The 18,329-nt window shown below is 48.2% G+C and carries 19 protein-coding genes; 1 reads left to right on the top strand and 18 read right to left on the bottom strand.

Annotation, left to right across the window (positions count from 1 at the left end; all coding sequences use genetic code 11):
* Positions 1-994: 994 nt before the first annotated feature.
* From pseI to GC101_RS34960, 12 genes are all read right to left on the bottom strand, one after another.
* Positions 995-2,047, bottom strand: coding sequence for a pseudaminic acid synthase (gene pseI, locus GC101_RS35015; protein WP_171721038.1), 1,053 nt, complete (start codon positions 2,045-2,047; stop codon positions 995-997).
* Entirely contained in the window at positions 2,025-2,597 is a 573-nt protein-coding gene (pseH, locus tag GC101_RS35010) for a UDP-4-amino-4,6-dideoxy-N-acetyl-beta-L-altrosamine N-acetyltransferase (RefSeq protein WP_171721037.1), read from the bottom strand. The genes pseI and pseH overlap by 23 nt, the downstream gene beginning before the upstream one ends.
* Positions 2,584-3,687: a UDP-2,4-diacetamido-2,4,6-trideoxy-beta-L-altropyranose hydrolase gene (pseG, locus tag GC101_RS35005; protein WP_246354653.1), complete on the bottom strand. Its 1,104-nt coding sequence runs from the start codon at positions 3,685-3,687 to the stop codon at positions 2,584-2,586. The genes pseH and pseG overlap by 14 nt, the downstream gene beginning before the upstream one ends.
* The gene (locus tag GC101_RS35000; RefSeq protein ID WP_171721035.1) at positions 3,681-4,478 is read right to left on the bottom strand and encodes an SDR family NAD(P)-dependent oxidoreductase; all 798 of its coding nucleotides are present in this window, start codon (positions 4,476-4,478) and stop codon (positions 3,681-3,683) included. Before GC101_RS35000 ends, pseG begins: the two co-directional genes overlap by 7 nt.
* A 1-nt stretch (position 4,479) precedes the next feature.
* Entirely contained in the window at positions 4,480-5,373 is an 894-nt protein-coding gene (locus tag GC101_RS34995) for an aldo/keto reductase (RefSeq protein ID WP_246354652.1), read from the bottom strand.
* Between the two features lie 41 nt (positions 5,374-5,414).
* Positions 5,415-7,181, bottom strand: coding sequence for an N-acetylneuraminate synthase family protein (locus GC101_RS34990; RefSeq protein ID WP_171721033.1), 1,767 nt, complete (start codon positions 7,179-7,181; stop codon positions 5,415-5,417).
* Positions 7,182-7,198: 17 nt separating this feature from the next.
* Positions 7,199-8,398, bottom strand: coding sequence for a UDP-4-amino-4,6-dideoxy-N-acetyl-beta-L-altrosamine transaminase (gene pseC / locus GC101_RS34985; RefSeq protein ID WP_171721032.1), 1,200 nt, complete (start codon positions 8,396-8,398; stop codon positions 7,199-7,201).
* Positions 8,395-9,360: a dTDP-glucose 4,6-dehydratase gene (locus tag GC101_RS34980; protein ID WP_171721031.1), complete on the bottom strand. Its 966-nt coding sequence runs from the start codon at positions 9,358-9,360 to the stop codon at positions 8,395-8,397. Before GC101_RS34980 ends, pseC begins: the two co-directional genes overlap by 4 nt.
* An 11-nt stretch (positions 9,361-9,371) precedes the next feature.
* On the bottom strand, positions 9,372-10,376 hold the full coding sequence (locus GC101_RS34975; RefSeq protein ID WP_171721030.1) for an SDR family NAD(P)-dependent oxidoreductase: 1,005 nt from the start codon (positions 10,374-10,376) through the stop codon (positions 9,372-9,374).
* Between the two features lie 16 nt (positions 10,377-10,392).
* Positions 10,393-11,817, bottom strand: a complete 1,425-nt coding sequence (locus tag GC101_RS34970; protein ID WP_171721029.1) for a CDP-glycerol glycerophosphotransferase family protein — start codon at positions 11,815-11,817, stop codon at positions 10,393-10,395.
* Positions 11,818-11,856: 39 nt separating this feature from the next.
* On the bottom strand, positions 11,857-12,630 hold the full coding sequence (locus GC101_RS34965; RefSeq protein WP_171721028.1) for a glycosyltransferase family 2 protein: 774 nt from the start codon (positions 12,628-12,630) through the stop codon (positions 11,857-11,859).
* Positions 12,631-12,847: 217 nt separating this feature from the next.
* Complete coding sequence (locus tag GC101_RS34960; protein ID WP_171721027.1) at positions 12,848-13,825, bottom strand: CgeB family protein; 978 nt, start codon at positions 13,823-13,825, stop codon at positions 12,848-12,850.
* A 111-nt stretch (positions 13,826-13,936) separates the two neighbouring features.
* Here GC101_RS34960 and GC101_RS34955 point away from each other — a divergent pair, with 111 nt between their 5' ends.
* Complete coding sequence (locus GC101_RS34955) at positions 13,937-14,374, top strand: hypothetical protein (protein ID WP_171721026.1); 438 nt, start codon at positions 13,937-13,939, stop codon at positions 14,372-14,374.
* A 103-nt stretch (positions 14,375-14,477) separates the two neighbouring features.
* Here GC101_RS34955 and GC101_RS34950 read toward each other — a convergent pair whose 3' ends face one another.
* From GC101_RS34950 to pgeF, 6 genes are all read right to left on the bottom strand, one after another.
* Entirely contained in the window at positions 14,478-14,963 is a 486-nt protein-coding gene (locus GC101_RS34950; protein ID WP_042139375.1) for a DivIVA domain-containing protein, read from the bottom strand.
* A gap of 165 nt (positions 14,964-15,128) precedes the next feature.
* Positions 15,129-15,911: a YlmH family RNA-binding protein gene (locus tag GC101_RS34945; RefSeq protein ID WP_076244023.1), complete on the bottom strand. Its 783-nt coding sequence runs from the start codon at positions 15,909-15,911 to the stop codon at positions 15,129-15,131.
* A 4-nt stretch (positions 15,912-15,915) separates the two neighbouring features.
* Positions 15,916-16,185 (bottom strand): YggT family protein, encoded by a 270-nt coding sequence (locus GC101_RS34940; protein ID WP_039304304.1) that lies wholly within the window; start codon positions 16,183-16,185, stop codon positions 15,916-15,918.
* A gap of 7 nt (positions 16,186-16,192) precedes the next feature.
* A complete protein-coding gene (locus GC101_RS34935) occupies positions 16,193-16,636 on the bottom strand; it encodes a cell division protein SepF (protein ID WP_039304302.1) in 444 nt (147 codons plus the stop codon).
* Between the two features lie 11 nt (positions 16,637-16,647).
* The gene (locus tag GC101_RS34930; protein ID WP_039304298.1) at positions 16,648-17,331 is read right to left on the bottom strand and encodes a YggS family pyridoxal phosphate-dependent enzyme; all 684 of its coding nucleotides are present in this window, start codon (positions 17,329-17,331) and stop codon (positions 16,648-16,650) included.
* 3 nt (positions 17,332-17,334) lie between these two features.
* A complete protein-coding gene (pgeF, locus tag GC101_RS34925; protein ID WP_171721025.1) occupies positions 17,335-18,192 on the bottom strand; it encodes a peptidoglycan editing factor PgeF in 858 nt (285 codons plus the stop codon).
* Between the last annotated feature and the right edge of the window lie 137 nt (positions 18,193-18,329).

The following is an 18,329-nucleotide window of genomic DNA, read 5'->3' as shown; positions in this document are numbered from 1 at the left end:
CCGGGGCCTCGCTCTTGCCCGGGTACCCGGCCCGCGAACCCGAAGGGCAGCGCTGGGCCGGGGCCTTGCTCTTGCCGGGTACCCGGCCCGCGAACCCGGAGGGCAGCGCTGGGCCGGTGCCTCGCTCTTGCCGGGCATCCGGCCCGCGAACCCGTTAGGGCAGCGCTGGGCCGGGGCTTCGCTCTTGCCCGGGCATCCGACCCGCGAACCCGAAGGGCAGCGCTGGGCCGGTGCCTCGCTCTTGCCGGGCATCCGGCCCGCGAACCCGTTAGGGCAGCACTGGGCCGGGGCCTCGCTCTTGCCGGGCATCCGGCCCGCGAACCCGTTAGGGCAGCGCTGGGCCGGGGCTTCGCTCTTGCCCTGGCACCCGGCCCGCGAACCCGAAGGGCAGCGCTGGGCCGGGCTTCGCCTCGGGTCTTGTCGTTGTAGTTAAGGCCCCGCAGGCGTACCCGTCAGGGCAGCCTAAGAAGGGCCGCGCCCTCCGCCGCAGTAATCCTTCCCCTTCCGCCATCGTCCCTCCCCACTCGGAGCAGTTGTTGCGGGTGTCCAGAGGGCGGCCAGCCCTTGGGGTCCCCCTTGGAAAGGGGGATTTAGGGGGATGTAAACACAAACGAGCGCCATCCAGCCCCCAAAGGGGCGAGACAGCGCTCGCGATACCACCCTAATTTGCACCTCATGCACATCCTTAGGGGAGTGTATTCAGTACAATCTCAGTTCCGCATGCAGAAATGCCACACGGGTCCGGGATAACGTCCGGCAGACGGCATAGCTTACACACGTATGCATATACGCTTCAGCTTAGCTTCTAGGGGAGGATCTTCCGGCAAGGCGTGAACGATCGGCTCGCAGCAAACACCGACTCTCTGGAGAACGTTACCTTATCGTACTTGTCCCGTCATCGAATTTCGATTCAATGGATTACAGATATGTTCTAGTTATAGTCTGTTTAGAACCAATTGTCAAGATCCATAGGCCCGGAACCGGGAAGGCAGGGTTATAATAACAGCTCCCAGCTTACCGGAGTGCCGCGGGGAAGATCCTTTTTCATTTGTTTTCCTAACAGCAGGTCGTAGTATTTCGGATCTAGACCATATCCTGGACGAATTACTTTAATATTATCCCCAGTCAGCACTTCACCAGCCTTTATATCCTTAGATACATATATCGACCGCCTGAATTGAAGTGATTTCTCCTCGTCCTTCGTGGGACCGATGGAAACCCTGCCGAGTGCCCTCCAGGCCGTATCCGTCTCTCTCACGAGGGAAGCAAATTCCCCGGGCTCCAGTGAAAAAGCCGCATCAACCCCGCCATCCTCACGGTTAAGGGTAAAATGCTTTTCAATGACAGTGCTGCCCAGCGCTACACTTGCAACGGCGGCCCCCACGCCCAGGGTATGATCTGATAAGCCTACCTGGCAATGAAATACTACGCTCAGATACGGAATGGTGTTCAGATTTGAGTTTTCGGGCGAAGCCGGATAACTGCTTGTGCATTTTAATAGAATATACTCACTGCAGCCTGCACCGGTTATTGTGTTTACCGCATGTTCGATTTCGCCGAGCGAAGCCATTCCTGTGGAAATAATCATCGGCTTTCCCTTGGAGGCGACTTTTTTGAGCAACGGGATATCATTATTTTCAAAAGAGGCAATTTTATAGCAGGCAACACCCAGGGTCTCCAAAAACTCAAGCGAGGTTTCATCAAACGGTGTACTGAAGGGAATCATCCCTAATTCCCTGCAGGCGTCGAATATTCTACCGTGCCATTCCCAGGGGGTATACGCCTCCTTATAGAGCTCAAATAGAGACTTTCCTTTCCAAAGCCCGTTGGATTCCGGAATCATGAAATCTCTCTCATGGATATTCAGCGTCATCGTTTCGGGTGTATACGTTTGAATTTTAAACGCGTGTGCGCCAGCCTTGGCCGCTGCCTTAACCAGCTCAAGCGCCCGGTCAAGTGACTTGTTATGATTGCCGGACATTTCCGCGATGATAAAAGGTGGATGCCCGCTTCCTATACGCCGGTTACCGATCGTGATTTCCTTCATTTGCTCCCGCAGCCTCCTCTTTCAACACTTCACTGTGCTTCTCCCATTGCTCGCGAAAGATCGCCATTAATACCACATCGGTATATTGTTGATTTCTTAGAATCTGCTTGCACAGCCTGCCTTCCTCCACAAACCCTAATCTGCGGTGATAGGACAAGCTCTTCTGGTTAAAATCCAGGATTTGGGCGCTTACCTTCCTCATCTGTCTTTCTTTGAAAATCAGATCAAGCGCTAAGATCCCCATGATCTTTCCCGAACCCCGGGGAGAAGCCTGATCCCCAATATATAAGCCCCATTCACAGGTTTGGTTAGTGAGATTGATATGTGAGAATTGAACAAGACCTATAGGCTGTTCTTGATAAAAGCATAATTTCACCAGCTTGCTTGCATCCTTCTCCGCAGAATTCAGCCATCTGTAATGCTCCTCTAAGGGAATGGGCTCAGCATGATTCATAAAAGGACGGATATGGCCGGCATTGCGCCACTCCAGGACAAGGCTCTTGTGTTCTTGACCCAGGTTCTCCAGCTTATAGTCGTTAATGTCCGCCATTGTCCCCTCCCATGATCCTGTCTATAACCTCATTCAACCGCCCTTCTCCCATAAGCTGAAGAGCCTTCTCAGACATTTCTTTCACCAGTGAGGGGCTGGCAAGCATTTCGTTTAATCCGTCTTCAATTCTTTGTACGGTTACGTCAGCACTAAGGCCCAGGCAACGGGCAGCCCCTTTATCATGAACCAGGGCTGTGATCTCCCTTTGGTTATCAGCCGTTACAACGGAGAGCGTAGGTAAGCCTAAATAGCACCGCTCCCAGGTTGTGCTTCCGCCGGCTCCGATGGACAGGTCAGCCTTCCGCATTAATTCGGCTATATAATCGATCTGACAATGAAATACGGCATTCGGCATAGCGCTGCATGCTTCTGCAATGGCTTCCTTGTTGTTGTTCATAGCGCCGGTTACTACATCAATGTGAATATCAGCAAAGGCAGGAAGGGTTAAGGCCTGTAATGTTTTTAAGGTTTCTCCGGTTGGATCTGTGCCGCCAAAAAACACAAGAATTCTGTTGATTCTTCCGTCACGTTCCGCTAACCGCCGCCTGGCAGAGCGGAATTCAGGCCGCAGCAGGGTATAACGGGTACCTATTAATTTCACGCAGCCGTCCGGGACCAGACCCTGATAACGATCCTTGGCATACGATTCATTGGCATCCAGCAGCATGCTGCATTGATGCGGCCGGTCGGCCAAGTCGTCAATTACAACAATCCTGTCCACCTTCTCCGCAAGGACTGCCTCCCATTTGTGATCAATGCCATAATGGTCAATGATCAGGCAATCCGCCGGTGAAGAGGAGGTCATTCGCTCCGCTGTCTCCGCCGCATCCCGGCGCCAGTCTACCTGGAGCCAGGATGCCGCATAAGCCGGATCACCCGGCGCAGGCAGCAGCAATACCTGATGGCCCTGATCCATAATATAATGTGCCAGATTTCCGGGCAGGTCACGGCAAATGAACGTAACCCCCGCACCTCTTCCGGCAAGCTCATTAGCAAGTGTAAGGCAGCGCATAACATGGCCTGTACCCATTTGACGGGAAGAATCGACCCGGAAGAATATATTCACCTGCTTATGCGCCCCGGTTACCATGCGGTCCACCCGCCGTCTACCGAAATGTTCTCCCCTGTAATGTAGCCTGATGCCGCTGAGGCAAGAAATACCATGACCCCTTTTAAATCTTCAGGCTTACCGATCCGGCCCAACGGATTTTTCTCTTCAAGCTGCCGGATGAAATGGGGATTATCTTGAACCGATGGATTGGGAAAAGGGCCAGGGGATACTGTATTGGCTCTGATTCCGTGTTTCCCGAAGTGGCAGGCAATATAACGGGTGAATTGATTAATGGCCGCTTTGCCTGCCCCGTAATTTGCCGGGTTATCCATCCCGCTGTCACCATAGATCACGGGGTTTGGAGAGACCAGGCCATACATGGAGGATATATTGATAATAGAGCCGTTTTTTTGTTCGATCATGTAAGGCAATACGGCTTTAATGCATCTGAACGTCCCGTTAATCGTGCCATCCATCCCTGCCAGCCATTGCTCCTCAGTCATGGTGACCAGCTTTCCCGGTGCGCTGAAGGCGGCATTATTCACTAGAATGTCAATGCTCCCTGCCTCTGCGGAGATGTCCTCAAAACATTTTTTTATAGATTCTTCTTTGCGGATATCCATATATTTACCGAAGCATGCGGCGGCAGTTTGCCCGGCGATCCTCTCCGCAGACTCCCTGCATTTCTGCTCATTGGAGCTTACAAGGTACACGGCAGCACCGGCTTCAGCAAGCCCCTCTGAGATCGCTGTGCCTAAATACCCTGCACCGCCTGTTACTACCGCTGTTTTGCCGTCTAAATTAAATAGTTCATTCAGCGTGCGCACCATGTCATTTCCACCTCCTGGGGTCAATGATCTGTAAAGACAGTTCAGCGAATAAGCCACCCGCCTCTTTCATTATCTTTTGCTTCAAAGGAGGCAAGGACATCCATTTAAGATTTTCCTCTAATTGCTCCACCGTCTCACACCCGACTACGATCCCCGTTAACCCCGGAAGATCTCTTACAAATAAAAAGCAAAGCTCCTTTATGGATATCCCTGTATCTTCGCAATACTTCAGCAGCAGGTTCAAGGGTGCCTCGGCTTGTTTCAGCTTATCAGGAAGCTTCTCCGGGTCCATAAGAAGTAGTCCTTGAAGATAGACACTCCGGGCAAAGATCTCTGTTCCTTTTTCAGATAAGCGGTTTAGCATTCCATTCCTTATCAATCTTTGGTCAAACAAGTTAACTGGTATTTGAATACTGTCCACACCCTCCAAGCTCAAAAAAGTCTCAACCTCCTGAGGATCATATACCGAAACACCGATTCTGCGGATCATCTGTTTTTGCTTTAGCTCATTAAGAATTTCAATTATTCCGCCCTTGTAGGCGCTCATATCCAGAGGATCGTGTAAAAGACAGACATCCAGAGCAGCCAGCTTTAATCTGTCCAGCGAAGACATAACGGAGGAATATACGAAGCTTCTGCGCTCTTCTTCCGTCTTGAGCCCTAATCTCTGTACCGAAGGCAGCTTCGTTACAACTGCAGGCCTGGTCTTCGGATTGAAATCTCCCAAGCAACCGCCAATGATGGTTTCACTGTCCCCGTATCCCGGTGCTGTGTCTAAATAACCGATCCCTGCAGAAATGGCATAGTTAATTAATTGTCTGCTGCTTTGCACAGTCAGATTAGCCTCTGCATTTGCAATCCCATAATTTCCGCCCAGCTGGGCCGTACCCAGCATAAGCCTGGTTTTATTATTCATCATCCGAAGCCTCACATAGTTCATAGTCCGTTCAGTTTTGTCGCTTCATTCAGCTCATGAACCAGTATCGTATCATCCCGCCATTTCACTGTATTCCCTCTGTTTATCGCGGTCACCTTAGGGTTGTTCAGCAAATAGGTCTTTAATTCTTCAAAGTGAAGCGGTCCTTTTCCAATGTCCAAATCACGGTATATTTGCTCAAACAGCTCCAAATCGTTAGCCTCATCCAGTGTCAGTCTCCAGTCCGGATAGACCCATTTCTCGGGAAGGACTAAGGCATTTACATTAAAGATGGTGGGATTATTGATGAAATAAAAGGACAGATATTCTGCATGCGTCAGTTGGTCTGTATGCTGCAACAACCTTCTGAGCGCTTCAACGGTAATGACATCTCCGACTGTGCCCATCGTAGACTCCTTGGCATGGGTGAAATCGGCTCCGCTTTTTACATGCTGCTCTATCATGAAGCCAAGCATCTCCGGTGAAATAGCAGGATTGTCGCCTGTGACACGGACAACAATATCCGAATTTGTTGCTTCAGCAGCAATCAGCAGTCTCTCCGCAACATTCTCCGGATCTCCAGTTACAATCTTCACCCGGTTATCCAGAGTGAACTGCGTAAGGGGCTGATCGTCCGGAAGATCTGAAGTAGCCAGAATTACCTGATAACCATTGGGGACTGCCAGACAATTCATTAGACATCTTTCAATGGAAGGGACACCATGGATCGGAAGCAGCGCCTTCCGCCGGAGCCGTGTTGACTTCAGTCTGCAGAGCACGGCAATACAAATTTTGGGCTCGTGTACCTTATCTGGAGTGATGGGAGTATTGGCTGGAACAGCTACCCTTGAGATAAGGGGAAATCGTTCCGCTGCCTGTTGTGCCATGAAGGCATCGGGTACAGAAGAGCGTTTATAAATAATTTTTTCTTCTGTAATCAGCTCACCCGGACGGAGATCCTTTCTGGAAACTATCTTTAACGTGGAATCCTCAAGATACTTTCTTTCTGATTCTTTTACTTCCAAGCTGCCCTGGACACTCTCTGCGCTGCGCAGCTTATCCACCATGAGCTTGAATTCGCTCGGCTCCAGTGCGGAATAATAATCTATCCCGTTCTCCGAACGGTTCATAGTAATATGCTTTTCAATGAGATCTGCCCCCAGTAAATACGCATACACTGGCATATCTACCGCCATTTCATGGCCCCCATCCTCGTGATCGGCAAATCCAACTTTCAATTGATATTTTTGCTTGAAATAGGCAATACGGCTTAGATTGGCATCTTCCGTGCGTGTAGGGTATCCTTGAAAGCCGTGCATCAAAATGAGCGGACCTTTAAAATTATTTTTAATATAATTTACTTGGGTCTCCATTTCTTGTTCATACCAGCCGCCCACCCCGATTAACAATGGCTTGTTAAACTTCTTCAGCGCTTGAATCAGGGGCTTCGACTGTAATACAGTCGTTGGCAGCTTCAAACCGTCCACCTGATCCTCCAGCTCGGTTAACAGCTCCACGCCCCATTCATCATAGATGTCTACCCATACTTCTAATCCGAGACCCTTCGCAAGAGTTACGGCATCGGCCCACAGGGTCTTATCCATGGACAAATCCATATACGTCTGATAGTGGATAAAGTCCGGTGTGGCTATACTGCCGTAATTAAACCATTGAAATTTCACCCCATCCGCGCCGCTGCCGGCGGCAGCAAGAATCAATGCGCTCAGCTGCCCGGGATCACCTGAATGAGCATTGGCAATCTCCGCAATCACCTTTACTTTGGCCATCCTGATCCCTCCCTTCTTCATTGATTAGAATAATGGCTGATTACCTTCTTCACGGCAGCCACCACATCCATTACATCCTCCTGATCCATTCCTGCGAATAAGGGAAGAGTAATAAACTCCTCGTAGCAGCTTTCAGCGACCGGGCAAATTCCTTTTTGAAAGCCTAAGCTTTCGTAATAGGGGTGAAGATACGTCGGGATATAGTGGACATTCACACCGATATTTTCTTTTTGCAGCGCCTGAAAGATCAGTCTTCTGGTGGCATTCAGTTTGGAGAGCTGAAGCTTGACAATAAACAGATGCCAGCTCGACTCCACATAGGGAAGCTGATGCGGGAGAATGATTTCCTGGATTGCGCCCAGCTCCCGGATATACAGTTCCGCCAGCTGCTTGCGTTTTTCGATGAAGCTGCCGATTTTACGTAACTGTGAGGTACCCAGTGAGGTTTGAATATCTGTGATTCTGTAGTTAAACCCGAGAAACTGCATTTCATAATACCAGGGGCCATGATTATCCCTTAAGCGGCTCTGATCCCTTGTGATTCCATGGGTCCGGAATTGCAGCAGCTTCTCATAATACACCGGGTTATTTGTCGCAATCATTCCGCCTTCTCCCGTTGTTATATGCTTTACCGGATGGAAGCTGAACATCGTCATGTCACCGATGGCTCCGATGCTTCTGTTTTTATATGTTGCACCCAGCGCATGGGCCGCATCTTCAATCACAATCAGGTTATGTTCACGGGCAATTTGCATGATTTCATCCAGCTCAGCGGGCTGGCCGGTAAAATGAACAGGAATAATTGCTTTGGTGTTTGGTGTAATGCTGGCCTGGATCAGCTTTGGATTCAGATTATACGTCAGCGGATCGATATCGACGAATACCGGCTTTCCTCCCTGGTAGAGCACACAGTTGGATGAGGCAGCAAAGGTCATTGGTGTGGTAATAACCTCATCTCCCCCGCCAATTCCGGCTGCATAGCAGGCACCATGCAGTGCTGCTGTCCCGCTTGAGAAGGCCACTGCATACTTTGCTCCGGTAAACGCTGCGATCTCGGATTCAAATTGCTCAATGGCCGGACCCCCTGTCAAGAAGTCACTTTGCAGCACCTTCACCACCGCTTTAATATCCTCTTCATCGATGATCTGTTGTCCATAAGGCAAATATTGCGCACGTACGGGAGCTCCGCCAAGGATAGCCAATCTGCTTTTACTCATGATTGGAAAGGCTCCTTTCGATGAAGGGCGGATTGAATCCATTGCTCCGTCTGTTTGATTCCCTCTTCAATCGGTACCTTCGGTGTCCAGGACAGCTTCCGTTCAGCCATTTGAAAATTGCATAACAGCTTTTGGATCTCACTTTGCGGATGAATATGGGGAATATGATGAATAGGCACTTGTCCATCTGAAATAAGCTCTGCCAAACGGTTAATAGTAATATCCTTTCCGGTGCCCGCATTGACAATTTCTCCGTTTAACTGATCGCTATAGCCCGCTTCAACCACAAAATCAGCGCAGTCCTCCACATACAGCAAATCCCTTGATTGTGTGCCGTCCCCATAGATATTAAGGGGCTCGCCCTTTAATTTATTGTGAATAAAGATGGCGACCACTCCGCCTTCACCGCCGGTCTTCTGAAAAGGGCCATACGTATTAAACGGTCTCACGACCACAACGGGCAATCCGTAGGCGAAGAAATAGGATAATACCATATTTTCAGCAGCAATTTTGGCGCCTGCATAGGGGGATGCCGGCTTGATGGGAGACAACTCGTCAATGCCCTGTTCATCATTGGCTCTGGCATAGACCATGCATGTACTCATAAAGACCATTTTCACTTTCTGCTTACGGCACTCTTCCAGTAAATAAAAGGTAGCCATTGTATCGTTGTTAAACGTCGTTTCAGGATCGTCTATGCTGTCTTGAACATTGATGCTCGCGGCAAGATGGTAGCACAGGTCAAATGCGTTCTCCCGGAAAAGCTCCTGTAAGGACGCTCTGTTTTTGAGATCCATTATTTTAACCCTTTGCAGATTTTCATCGCCCGCATACTCGTTCAAATTATCCAGCGATGAATTGGCCAAATTATCGATTACCCATACCTTTTGTCCATCTTTTAACAAACGCCCTACAACCCATCTGCCAATGAAGCCTGTGCCACCGGTTACGAGTATGTTCATAATAACCTCCACTAGATTAGATTTTGTGCAATGGCCAACTTCCTTATTTGTTCCTTAGTCAGCGGAATCTCGCCTTCAGAGCTGTAGGTACCGGGCTTCGGCCTGCTTGCCTTCCGGTATGCTTTTGGAGAAGCAAACGGAGAGGGCACAATATACAGATCCGGCAGCTCATAAGCACTTAAGGATTCCTCATACGTCATCAGCTCTTCATACCTTTTTTCACCAGGCTTTAGGCCAACCTCAACGATGTCCACTGCTGACGGATGAAGCCCATATTTCTCCGATGCCAATTCCGCAACAATCTCTGCCAGGTCGTTCAGTTTAATTACAGGCATTTTTAGAATAAACGTTTCTCCGCCTTTAGCCAGTTGCAGGGACTGGACGGTTAGCCTGGTCGCCTGTTCTAAGGTCATCATAAATCTTGTCATCGATAAATCTGTCACGGTGATGGCTTTACCTTCTCTGACCTGCTTATCAAATAAGGGAATGACCGAACCTCTGGAGCCCATCACATTGCCAAAGCGCACCGTACAGAACACGGTTGTGCCGGAACCCCGCGAATATTCAGCAGAGGAGATAAGCTTCTCCGCGGATAGCTTGGTTGCACCATAATTGTTGGTCGGAGCAATAGCTTTATCCGTACTGGTAAACACGACTTTTTGCACGTTTTGCTGATTCGCGGCTTTAATCACGTTGTACGTGCCGACAATATTCGTAAGGACAGCTTCATAAGGGTTATTTTCACAAAATGACACATGCTTCATCGCCGCTGTATGGAACACATAATCCATATCCTGCATCGCATACAACACACGGTCATAATCACGAATATCCCCAATCAGGAAGCTTAGCTTTGGATGTCCGCCCAGTTCATTTTGCAGCTCAAATTGTTTATATTCATCTCTGCTGAATACTCTGATAACTTTAGGCTCATCCTGTAAAATCAGTCTGACAATGCTCTTTCCAATGGTGCCCGTTCCGCCGATAATCAGGATTCTTTTATTCCTAAAAAACATCCTTCCTCCTCCCTTCTCATAAGCCCTGTGTTAGATTAGTCAATCGGTTAATCAACTCCGACAGTTCTCTGCCGGAATGCCGGATGCTGTAGGACTGCAGCAAAAACTTATTCTTCACTGCTCTATAGTGTAACTTCTCTTTGTTACTTGAATAATATAAAGAGACGATTGTTGTTAATTCGCCGGGCTCCTTCTGAATATATTTTTCAAGAGCATTATAGTAATTATATTCACGGTTGGCTTCAATGAAATTATAGACAAACACGGGTTTGTTAAATAAAAGACCTTCCAAAGCAACGGTAGAGAGTGTCGCGACAACAGCGTCTGAGTTCATAATCAGATTACGCGTGTCAGCCTTTCTGTCTGTAACAACTCGGATATTATTATGTTGTGACTCCAAACCGGTATACAGTGAAATCAGTTTTTTGGAGAGCTCCCAGGGATGGGGTTTGATGACGATTTGAAATTTCGGATTCGCAGCGAGCTCAGTAATTAGCGCCTGTATCTTGTTTTCATTTAAAGTAGGACCTGTAGCTATTAATAACGTAGTTTTATGGGGGTCAAGCTCATATAAATCTATAAAGCTGCCCTTGGAGGGTGGTGTTGAGGTGAAGATGTCATCATACCGGGGGTGGCCGGTGATCACAATCCGCTTGTCCTCAAGCCCTCTTGCCACATACCATTCATGCTCGTATTCTCCATATATTCCGATATGACTTGAGAAGACAGGGATAAACGCTTCTTCCCCCATCAGAATTCCATGCTGCAGGCAAACGCTGGGAATGCCCTTCATCCCTGCAACGACGGCGAGGGTCCGGCTGACCACATCCTCTGTCGTCCCAACCATTAGAGCGGCTACCGGAATATGATCATAAAGATTAAAAACCATTTCAATTGCCTCAACAATGGCGGGAATCCGTTTGATGAAGGTTTGGCTGAAGAAATCGTTGCTAAAAGCAGGATGTCCTTCGTAGTTAGCCAAAGTTGAAGCTGCTTTACTAACCAGCTCTTCCGCTGCTTGCTTGGTATCCTCCTTAAAGTCCAGGCTGCATACATTGGGTATCCCGTAAAGCTCAGGAGCTCTGGAACGGGACAATATCATTGCCTGATCTCCGCTGAAGTGCTCGCTTATTGTTGTCTCCGAAATTCTTATATAGTCGAGATTGATTAGGATCTTTCCATTCCGATTGGACCTCAAAGGCTGATTTAGAGGTGCGACCACCGTTTCAAAAAAAGGCTGAATCTGATGTTGCTCCTTAATGCTGGAATGCTTCAATTGCATCGCGAATTCCTTGCTCCCCATATCGCTTCTAAGCTCATCATCAATTTGCTGATAGAAATTCGTCATGAGGGCAATGGGAATGTTTCTATACTTCAGATCCTTTGTTACATGGATGAATTCGCTATAGAGAGACCAGTAATTAGACAGATAGACGGACAATCCGTTTCCCCCTTCTTAAAGCACCGTTTTGCAGATCCATTATTTCTTTTGCTGCATTAATTTCAGTTCTTCTCTCAGCTCCTTGCAGGTTCTCTGGGGGGGCAGCATTTGTATGAATTGACTCTTCTCCTGGTGCGCCAATTGATAGTGAATAGATAATTCGGTAATATAGTTGTCATCCAAAACGTCCTCTACCGGGTAGAAATCCCAGAACTGATTGAGCCGCCAAAAAAATCGGCCGTCGCCAATCCGGTAAAACTCCGGATTCTCATCCCAGTAGGAGCCGAACTTCTCTTTGATTACCGGAAGAATGGAGCTTCTGTGCATAACGGAGCAATGATCGATTACGCAAGGCGCTACCGAGACTATTTTTTTGGCCGGCCTCAGCTGGCTCTTGGTAATCTCTTGGTGTTCATTCAGATAATTGACGAGTGATGCAGAGTAAGCAATCATGACGTCGGGATGATTCTCCAGATAGTCCACCATTTGCTCCAGTCTAGTATGTCTATAACGGTTATCATCCGTTGCATATGAAATATACTCACCCGACGATTTCTCCAGGGCTTCATTGATTAGAACAGCATATCTAACCTTCTCCACCCGCTCCTTCATGGTTTGAATATTACTCTTAATAAACTTTATTCTTTTATCCTCTAAAAATGGCTCAATGACTTTCCTGGTTTCTTCATTCGAGTTATCATCCATCAGGAAGAGCTCAAAATCTGTAAACGTCTGATTCAACATGGACTCAATGGACTTTGCGATATATCCGGCCTTATTGTAGCTGGTCATGATTACAGTTACCTTTGGCAATACAAAACCTCCCTCGCTGTTTACTTGCTATAATATGTCTCGCTAATCAAAACGTTATAGGTTAGAAGACTAAATTTTCAAATGAAATAGCACAAACTTTCACCGGATATACAGCCGCATATGAATAAAACGCCTAACAGATTCCCTGTTAAACGTTTTAAAGTCCGGTAAGTCAGGTAAACCTGATAATTCCGGTTATTCCGGTAAACCCGGTATTTCAGGATTGGACCTTCATCAATAATTGATGAATCCGGTGTTGAAACGTATGTGACTCCAGAACCCGTTTTCTGGCTGCTTTTGCAATATGGTCGCGTTCCTCACCGTTTGTCATGTAATAATCAATCTTCTTAAGTAAATCCTCCTTATCTCTGAAGGAAATAACCTCTTCGCCATCCTTGAAATTACATTCAAGCTCTTCTTTATAATCTGTAAGCTGGAAGGCTTCACAGCTGGCAGCATCAAAGGTACGGTTGTTAATACTTTTAGCGATAATCCCCATACGATTTCTATTATATTTCTCATCAGAAGGACGATGGACATTCAAAACGATCTTGGAGCCATTGTAATAATTTACTACGGTTTCGGGCTTTACCCAGGCATTCACCAGCTCTATATTCCGGTTTGAGTGTTGTACCCACTCCTTATAATATTTGCCCCACCCTCTCCCCACGATTTGAATATGATAGTCTGTTCTCTCCAGCAGGAATTCAATCAGCTCAATCCGGTTCCTATAAGGTACTCCTACTAAACAAAGATCACTTGCATACTCTTCAGAGATGGGTGCGGGATGAAATAGCTGCGGATCTGTTCCCAGCGGCAGATGATATACACGGGGATGGCCACGCTGTTGATATTGCTCCAATGCGGCTTGATCGATAGTGAAAATGTAGTCAAAATACGGGGTTAGCGGAACGGTCCAGTCCATGTAATAAGGATCCTCCGTCATCCATATGGCTGACTTCACTTGTGTTTGCTTTATGAATTCCAGCACAGGTATGGAGATTTTCAACCCGGACATGACCAAAATTAGATCTGGCTGCATAGATTCGCTCTTAAGCTTCAATCCATTTAATAAACCATTATTTAAATTATAGGATTCACAATCGTGACCTGTTTTCTGGAACGCTTCTATTATAGTTTTTTCAAAAAAGTGATAAACGGCCCGAAAACCTGAAGTAATAAATAGAATATTCAACTCTAGTCCTCCTTTGCAAATCACAGATTATTCTTAAGTATAGGATGGTGTCTCAAACATAATATCCACCAAGTCCATATAATGTGATTATGAAAAATTGGAGGTGAAAAAATGGCGTATACCTTAGTTGAATTTGTCAGGAGTCTTCAAACCAATCTGAGCCATGGAGTAGTCGCTCCAGTTCAGGCAACACCAACTTTAATATTAGAATTTGGTGCTGGTGTTCCTACTTCAATAAATTTTTTAGAACTTACTACAACCGTAGGCTGGCAGGTGACCAACGTATTTGCTACCCCGCCCGTTCAGCCGAAGCTTTTACTACAAGTCCTTGTGGATGGAATCCTTGTAGGCAGTGCTGAACAACAGTCCGTTTCGAACGATGAAGATGAGCCGCTTCAAATGACCACAATGTTCCAGACCATCCTTAGGAATGTATCTGTAGGACATCATGTTTTTCAGGTATTTGCCACAAACCAAGAGGATCTTCAGGGAGACATCACTGTAACCGGCCCTGTTATCATTACTGCAAAGGTTTTTGCGCCGCAATAAAACACAAAAAAACTCCTTTGTAGAAGTCTTGTTTATTAAACAAACAAGATCAATAACTTCTACTAAGGAGTTTTTTATTCAAATGAATGGCCCGGATTCCCGCTCACAAGGCGTTCTCAGTAACCTCGCGGCTCTCAAGCGCATTCCAGTCATCCTGCGACAGCAGCTCCAGCTGGGCTTCCAGCAGGGTCCGGAAACGGGTACGGTAGATTGAAGCCTGCTTGCGCAGCTCTTCTGTCTCGATCGCTACCTTGCGGGATTTGGACAACGCTTCGTTGATAATCCGGTCCGCATTTTTTTCCGCTTCCTTGAGGATCAGCTGTGACTCTTTTTTGGAGTTGTTCTTCACATCATCTGCAGCCTCCTGAGCTACGATAATGGTCTTGGACAGGCTTTCTTCAATATTGACAAAATGATCAAGGCGTTCCTGAATGGATAAAAGCTGGTTGTGCAGCTCTTTGTTCTCACGAATAACGCTTTCGTAATCCTTAATGACCTGATCCAGAAATTCGTTGACCTCATCTTCGTCATAACCGCGGATTCTCCGAGAGAATTCCTTGTTATGTATATCGAGCGGTGTTAATGGCATGCTGTGCACCTCCTAGAAATTTCGGACATCCATTGTCCCTGAACGATAGTCTGTCCGGATGACAAAGATGAAAGACTGCTTGCTTGGATATCCCCAAAAGTGAAGGGGGGTGTTTCCCTTGAGAATATCAATTTCGACAAGCACGCCTGTAATCCTGCAAAGAACTCAGACAAATTTGCCTACCAGAATCCGGTAACGGCCTTTCTTCGTCAAGCTGCCGATCTCCAGCACCTTGAACCGCCCGAAGCCCTGGATCGAAACTACATCACCGTCTTTCAGACTGCAGGACGGATCCTCCTCTACCTTCCAGTTCACCCGCACCCGTCCGGCTTTGATGGGAGCCAGAATTTTGCTCCGGCTTAGCCGGGTCACATCCGCTGCAATTCCGTCAAGTCTCAGGGAAGCCACGGTGAAATCCATCGTCTCCAGCTTAACCTGGCTGCTGCGTAAGCCGGATAATGGCAGTATCTCTGTACTAACGTTGATCCGGTGTACACCGGTCAGATTCATGGACAAATAATCGGCGATATCCTCAGCTACCACAACGTGACAGCCGTCCTCCAGCACATGAATATCACCGATCTTGCCTCTTTTGATGCCCAGTCCCAGGATGGCCCCCATATAATCACCATGCTCCAGCGCAAGGAATTTCTGCTCCCCCGAGGTAATGGCCAGCACCTTCAGCTCCATGTCCTCACCCGTGAGATCACGGTAATCCGGCGCAACCATAGCCCGCTTCCGCTCGGCATCGTCAGAACCGCCCTCCCAGCGTACAATGACATCGGGGTGGCGGTTCACCAGGCTCTGCAGTATATAACCCTGACGGGGATCGAGAAATTCAGTCAGCTTGGTCTCATGGTACTCTCCTGCATTCGTAACCCATTCCCAGGCCTTGTCCACAAATTGCCGTTCATCCGGGTGGAAGTGGCCGTAAATTTCATTCTTCATGTGATTAGCCGAACACCAGGGCCACAATGGAATGAAGCCCGCCTACCGCAAACCGGAGCACCACGATCGCAATAATCGGGGAGATGTCGATGGTTCCGAACAGAGGCGGGATGATTTTCCGGAATGGCGTAAGATACGGCTCCACAAGCTTGCCAAGCAGCTCACCGATAAAGTTCTCACGCAGATTAGGCAGCCAGGACATGAGAATGTATACGATAATCATGTAATAGTAAATTGTAAATAGGATGTCTATAATTGAAGATATTTGATCCAAAACCTGCTCACCTCATTCTGTTGTAGTCTTGATCGTCACCAAGAATTTCTGTTATGGAGCCTTGAATTTCCACTGTATCTGGAGTGCACATAAATATATTGCCCCCAATCTTGGATATTCCTCCACCCAGGGCATAAACCGTTCCGCTTAAAAAATCAATAATCCTCATTGCCTGATCGTTACGCACCCGCTGCAAATTAATAACTACCGTGCGGTGCGCACGCAGATGGTCGGCAATCTCCTGGGCCTCGTCATACGAACGCGGCTCGTAGAGCACAACCTTCACATTTTTTTGCGAATGGATACTGACGACGTTGGCCCGCTGATTTTTGCGTGTTTCTACAGGGGCGGGTTCGTATTCATCCTCATCACGGGAAATTTGCTCCCGCTCCACTATTTCCTCTTCCTCCTGCAAACCCAAGAAACTCATAAACCGGTTCATCACGCCCATCAATCTCCCTCCTAATGACCTACTAGTACCGTACCCAGGCGCACCCGGGTGGCTCCTTCCTGTATCGCCACTTCAAAATCATTCGACATTCCCATCGACAGCTCTTGTATAGGCTCAGGTGTCAAAGCAAGCTGATTAAGCGAATCGCGCAGCTCACGCAGCCCCCGGAATACGGGACGGGTAAGCTCCGGATCTTCCTCGTGCGGAGCCATGGTCATCAGTCCGATTACCTTCACACGGCTTAGCGGGGCGATGTCCTTCAGGAAACCCTCCACCGCTTCGGGCGGCAAACCGAACTTCGTATCTTCTCCGGAAATATTCACCTGCAGGAACACCTTAACATCCAGTCCGGCGGCGTCCGCCTTCTTGTGCAGCTCCCGTGCCAGCGATAGCCGGTCGAGCGAGTGTATATATTCAAATTTACCTATAACGTCTTTTACCTTATTGGTCTGCAAATGCCCGATAAAGTGCCAGATTCCCTTGTGTCCAAGCGCATTCCATTTAGGCTCTGCATCCTGCCAGCGGCTCTCCGCAATCTCCGTGAGCCCTGCTTCCAGCACAGCGGCTACCGTATCCAGAGGTACATATTTCGTCACCGCGATAACCTTGACGTCACTTACATCACGGCCGCTGACAGCGCAGGCCTGTGCGACACGTTCCAGGGTGATGGCGATTCTTTCCTGTAATGAGGCCAAAATTCAACTCTCCTTTATTCCGATCCAGCTCGTCATTCTCCCCGTAACCCCATTTTCCTTGCGGTACGAAAAGAACAGATCACTGTTACAGCTTGTACACCAAGTTGTACATTCGATATGAGTCGGCAATATTCCTGCTTTTATCATAATGCGTTGATTCATTTCTTTCAAGTTAAGCATACTTTTGCTGCTGTCCTTATCCGAGCTTCTATATAAGTCCGGCGCCCCTTCCACCATCATCAGCGGGTTCAGCCCGGCCTCCAGCCGGCGGACGTGGTCCATTACATAATCATCTACCTCGTAGCAGCATTCGCCAATCGAAGGGCCTATGGCAGCCTGGATATCCTCTGGACGGCTTCCATACTCCTGAGTCATTCTGTCCACCATCGCTGCTGCGATCTCTGCCACAGTCCCCTTCCAGCCTGCATGCGCCAGCCCCACAACACTGTGCACGGGGTCATAGAAGTAGAGCGGCACACAATCCGCATAAAAGGAAGTCAGCAGCACACCCGGCACATTCGTCAGGAGCCCGTCGGTAGCCTGAAAAGCTGTAGACCGGTCCAGGCTGCCTTTTCCGCGGTCCTGTTCTGTAATTACTGCTATATCCTTACCATGGGTTTGTTCTCCGCAGGTCCAGGACTGGAGCCCGAAACCAAGACTTTCCGCCAGCAGCTTCCTGTTGCTGAGCACAACAGCCGGATCATCACCGACATGAAATGCACAGTTGAAGCTGTCATACGGCTTCGTACCGCTGCCGCCTTCTCTGCCTGTGAATCCTGCTGTGATTGCATTATACTTCTCTCGCCACGGCTCCAGATGAAGCAGCATAGGCGTTCCGTCACTCCGCATAAACGGTTCCATATCTTCACCTCCGCTTAAGTGTAACATAAACTCAGCCCCATAAACTCTACCCCACAAAGTGATGTTACGCTCCGATGCCCATCCAAGTACTTTGCGGGGACCCCGAAAACCTGCCAGACAAAATAATCCCCACAAAG

It is taken from the genome of Paenibacillus phytohabitans (assembly GCF_013141775.1).
In the GTDB taxonomy this organism is placed as follows: Bacteria; Bacillota; Bacilli; order Paenibacillales; family Paenibacillaceae; genus Paenibacillus_AQ; species Paenibacillus_AQ phytohabitans.
Note: the sequence above shows the minus strand (reverse complement) of the source record. Positions and strands in the feature narration are given on the sequence as shown.

Bases quoted from the DNA above. Each gene is read 5' to 3' on its own strand.
- pseI (WP_171721038.1), bottom strand. From the start codon at position 2,047: ATGAAGGAAATCACGATCGGTAACCGGCGTATAGGAAGCGGGCATCCA.
- pseH (WP_171721037.1), bottom strand. From the start codon at position 2,597: ATGGCGGACATTAACGACTATAAGCTGGAGAACCTGGGTCAAGAACAC.
- pseG (WP_246354653.1), bottom strand. From the start codon at position 3,687: ATGGTAACCGGGGCGCATAAGCAGGTGAATATATTCTTCCGGGTCGAT.
- GC101_RS35000 (WP_171721035.1), bottom strand. From the start codon at position 4,478: ATGGTGCGCACGCTGAATGAACTATTTAATTTAGACGGCAAAACAGCG.
- GC101_RS34995 (WP_246354652.1), bottom strand. From the start codon at position 5,373: ATGCTGGGTACGGCCCAGCTGGGCGGAAATTATGGGATTGCAAATGCA.
- GC101_RS34990 (WP_171721033.1), bottom strand. From the start codon at position 7,181: ATGGCCAAAGTAAAGGTGATTGCGGAGATTGCCAATGCTCATTCAGGT.
- pseC (WP_171721032.1), bottom strand. From the start codon at position 8,398: ATGAGTAAAAGCAGATTGGCTATCCTTGGCGGAGCTCCCGTACGTGCG.
- GC101_RS34980 (WP_171721031.1), bottom strand. From the start codon at position 9,360: ATGAACATACTCGTAACCGGTGGCACAGGCTTCATTGGCAGATGGGTT.
- GC101_RS34975 (WP_171721030.1), bottom strand. From the start codon at position 10,376: ATGTTTTTTAGGAATAAAAGAATCCTGATTATCGGCGGAACGGGCACC.
- GC101_RS34955 (WP_171721026.1), top strand. From the start codon at position 13,937: ATGGCGTATACCTTAGTTGAATTTGTCAGGAGTCTTCAAACCAATCTG.
- GC101_RS34950 (WP_042139375.1), bottom strand. From the start codon at position 14,963: ATGCCATTAACACCGCTCGATATACATAACAAGGAATTCTCTCGGAGA.
- GC101_RS34945 (WP_076244023.1), bottom strand. From the start codon at position 15,911: ATGAAGAATGAAATTTACGGCCACTTCCACCCGGATGAACGGCAATTT.
- GC101_RS34935 (WP_039304302.1), bottom strand. From the start codon at position 16,636: ATGGGCGTGATGAACCGGTTTATGAGTTTCTTGGGTTTGCAGGAGGAA.
- pgeF (WP_171721025.1), bottom strand. From the start codon at position 18,192: ATGGAACCGTTTATGCGGAGTGACGGAACGCCTATGCTGCTTCATCTG.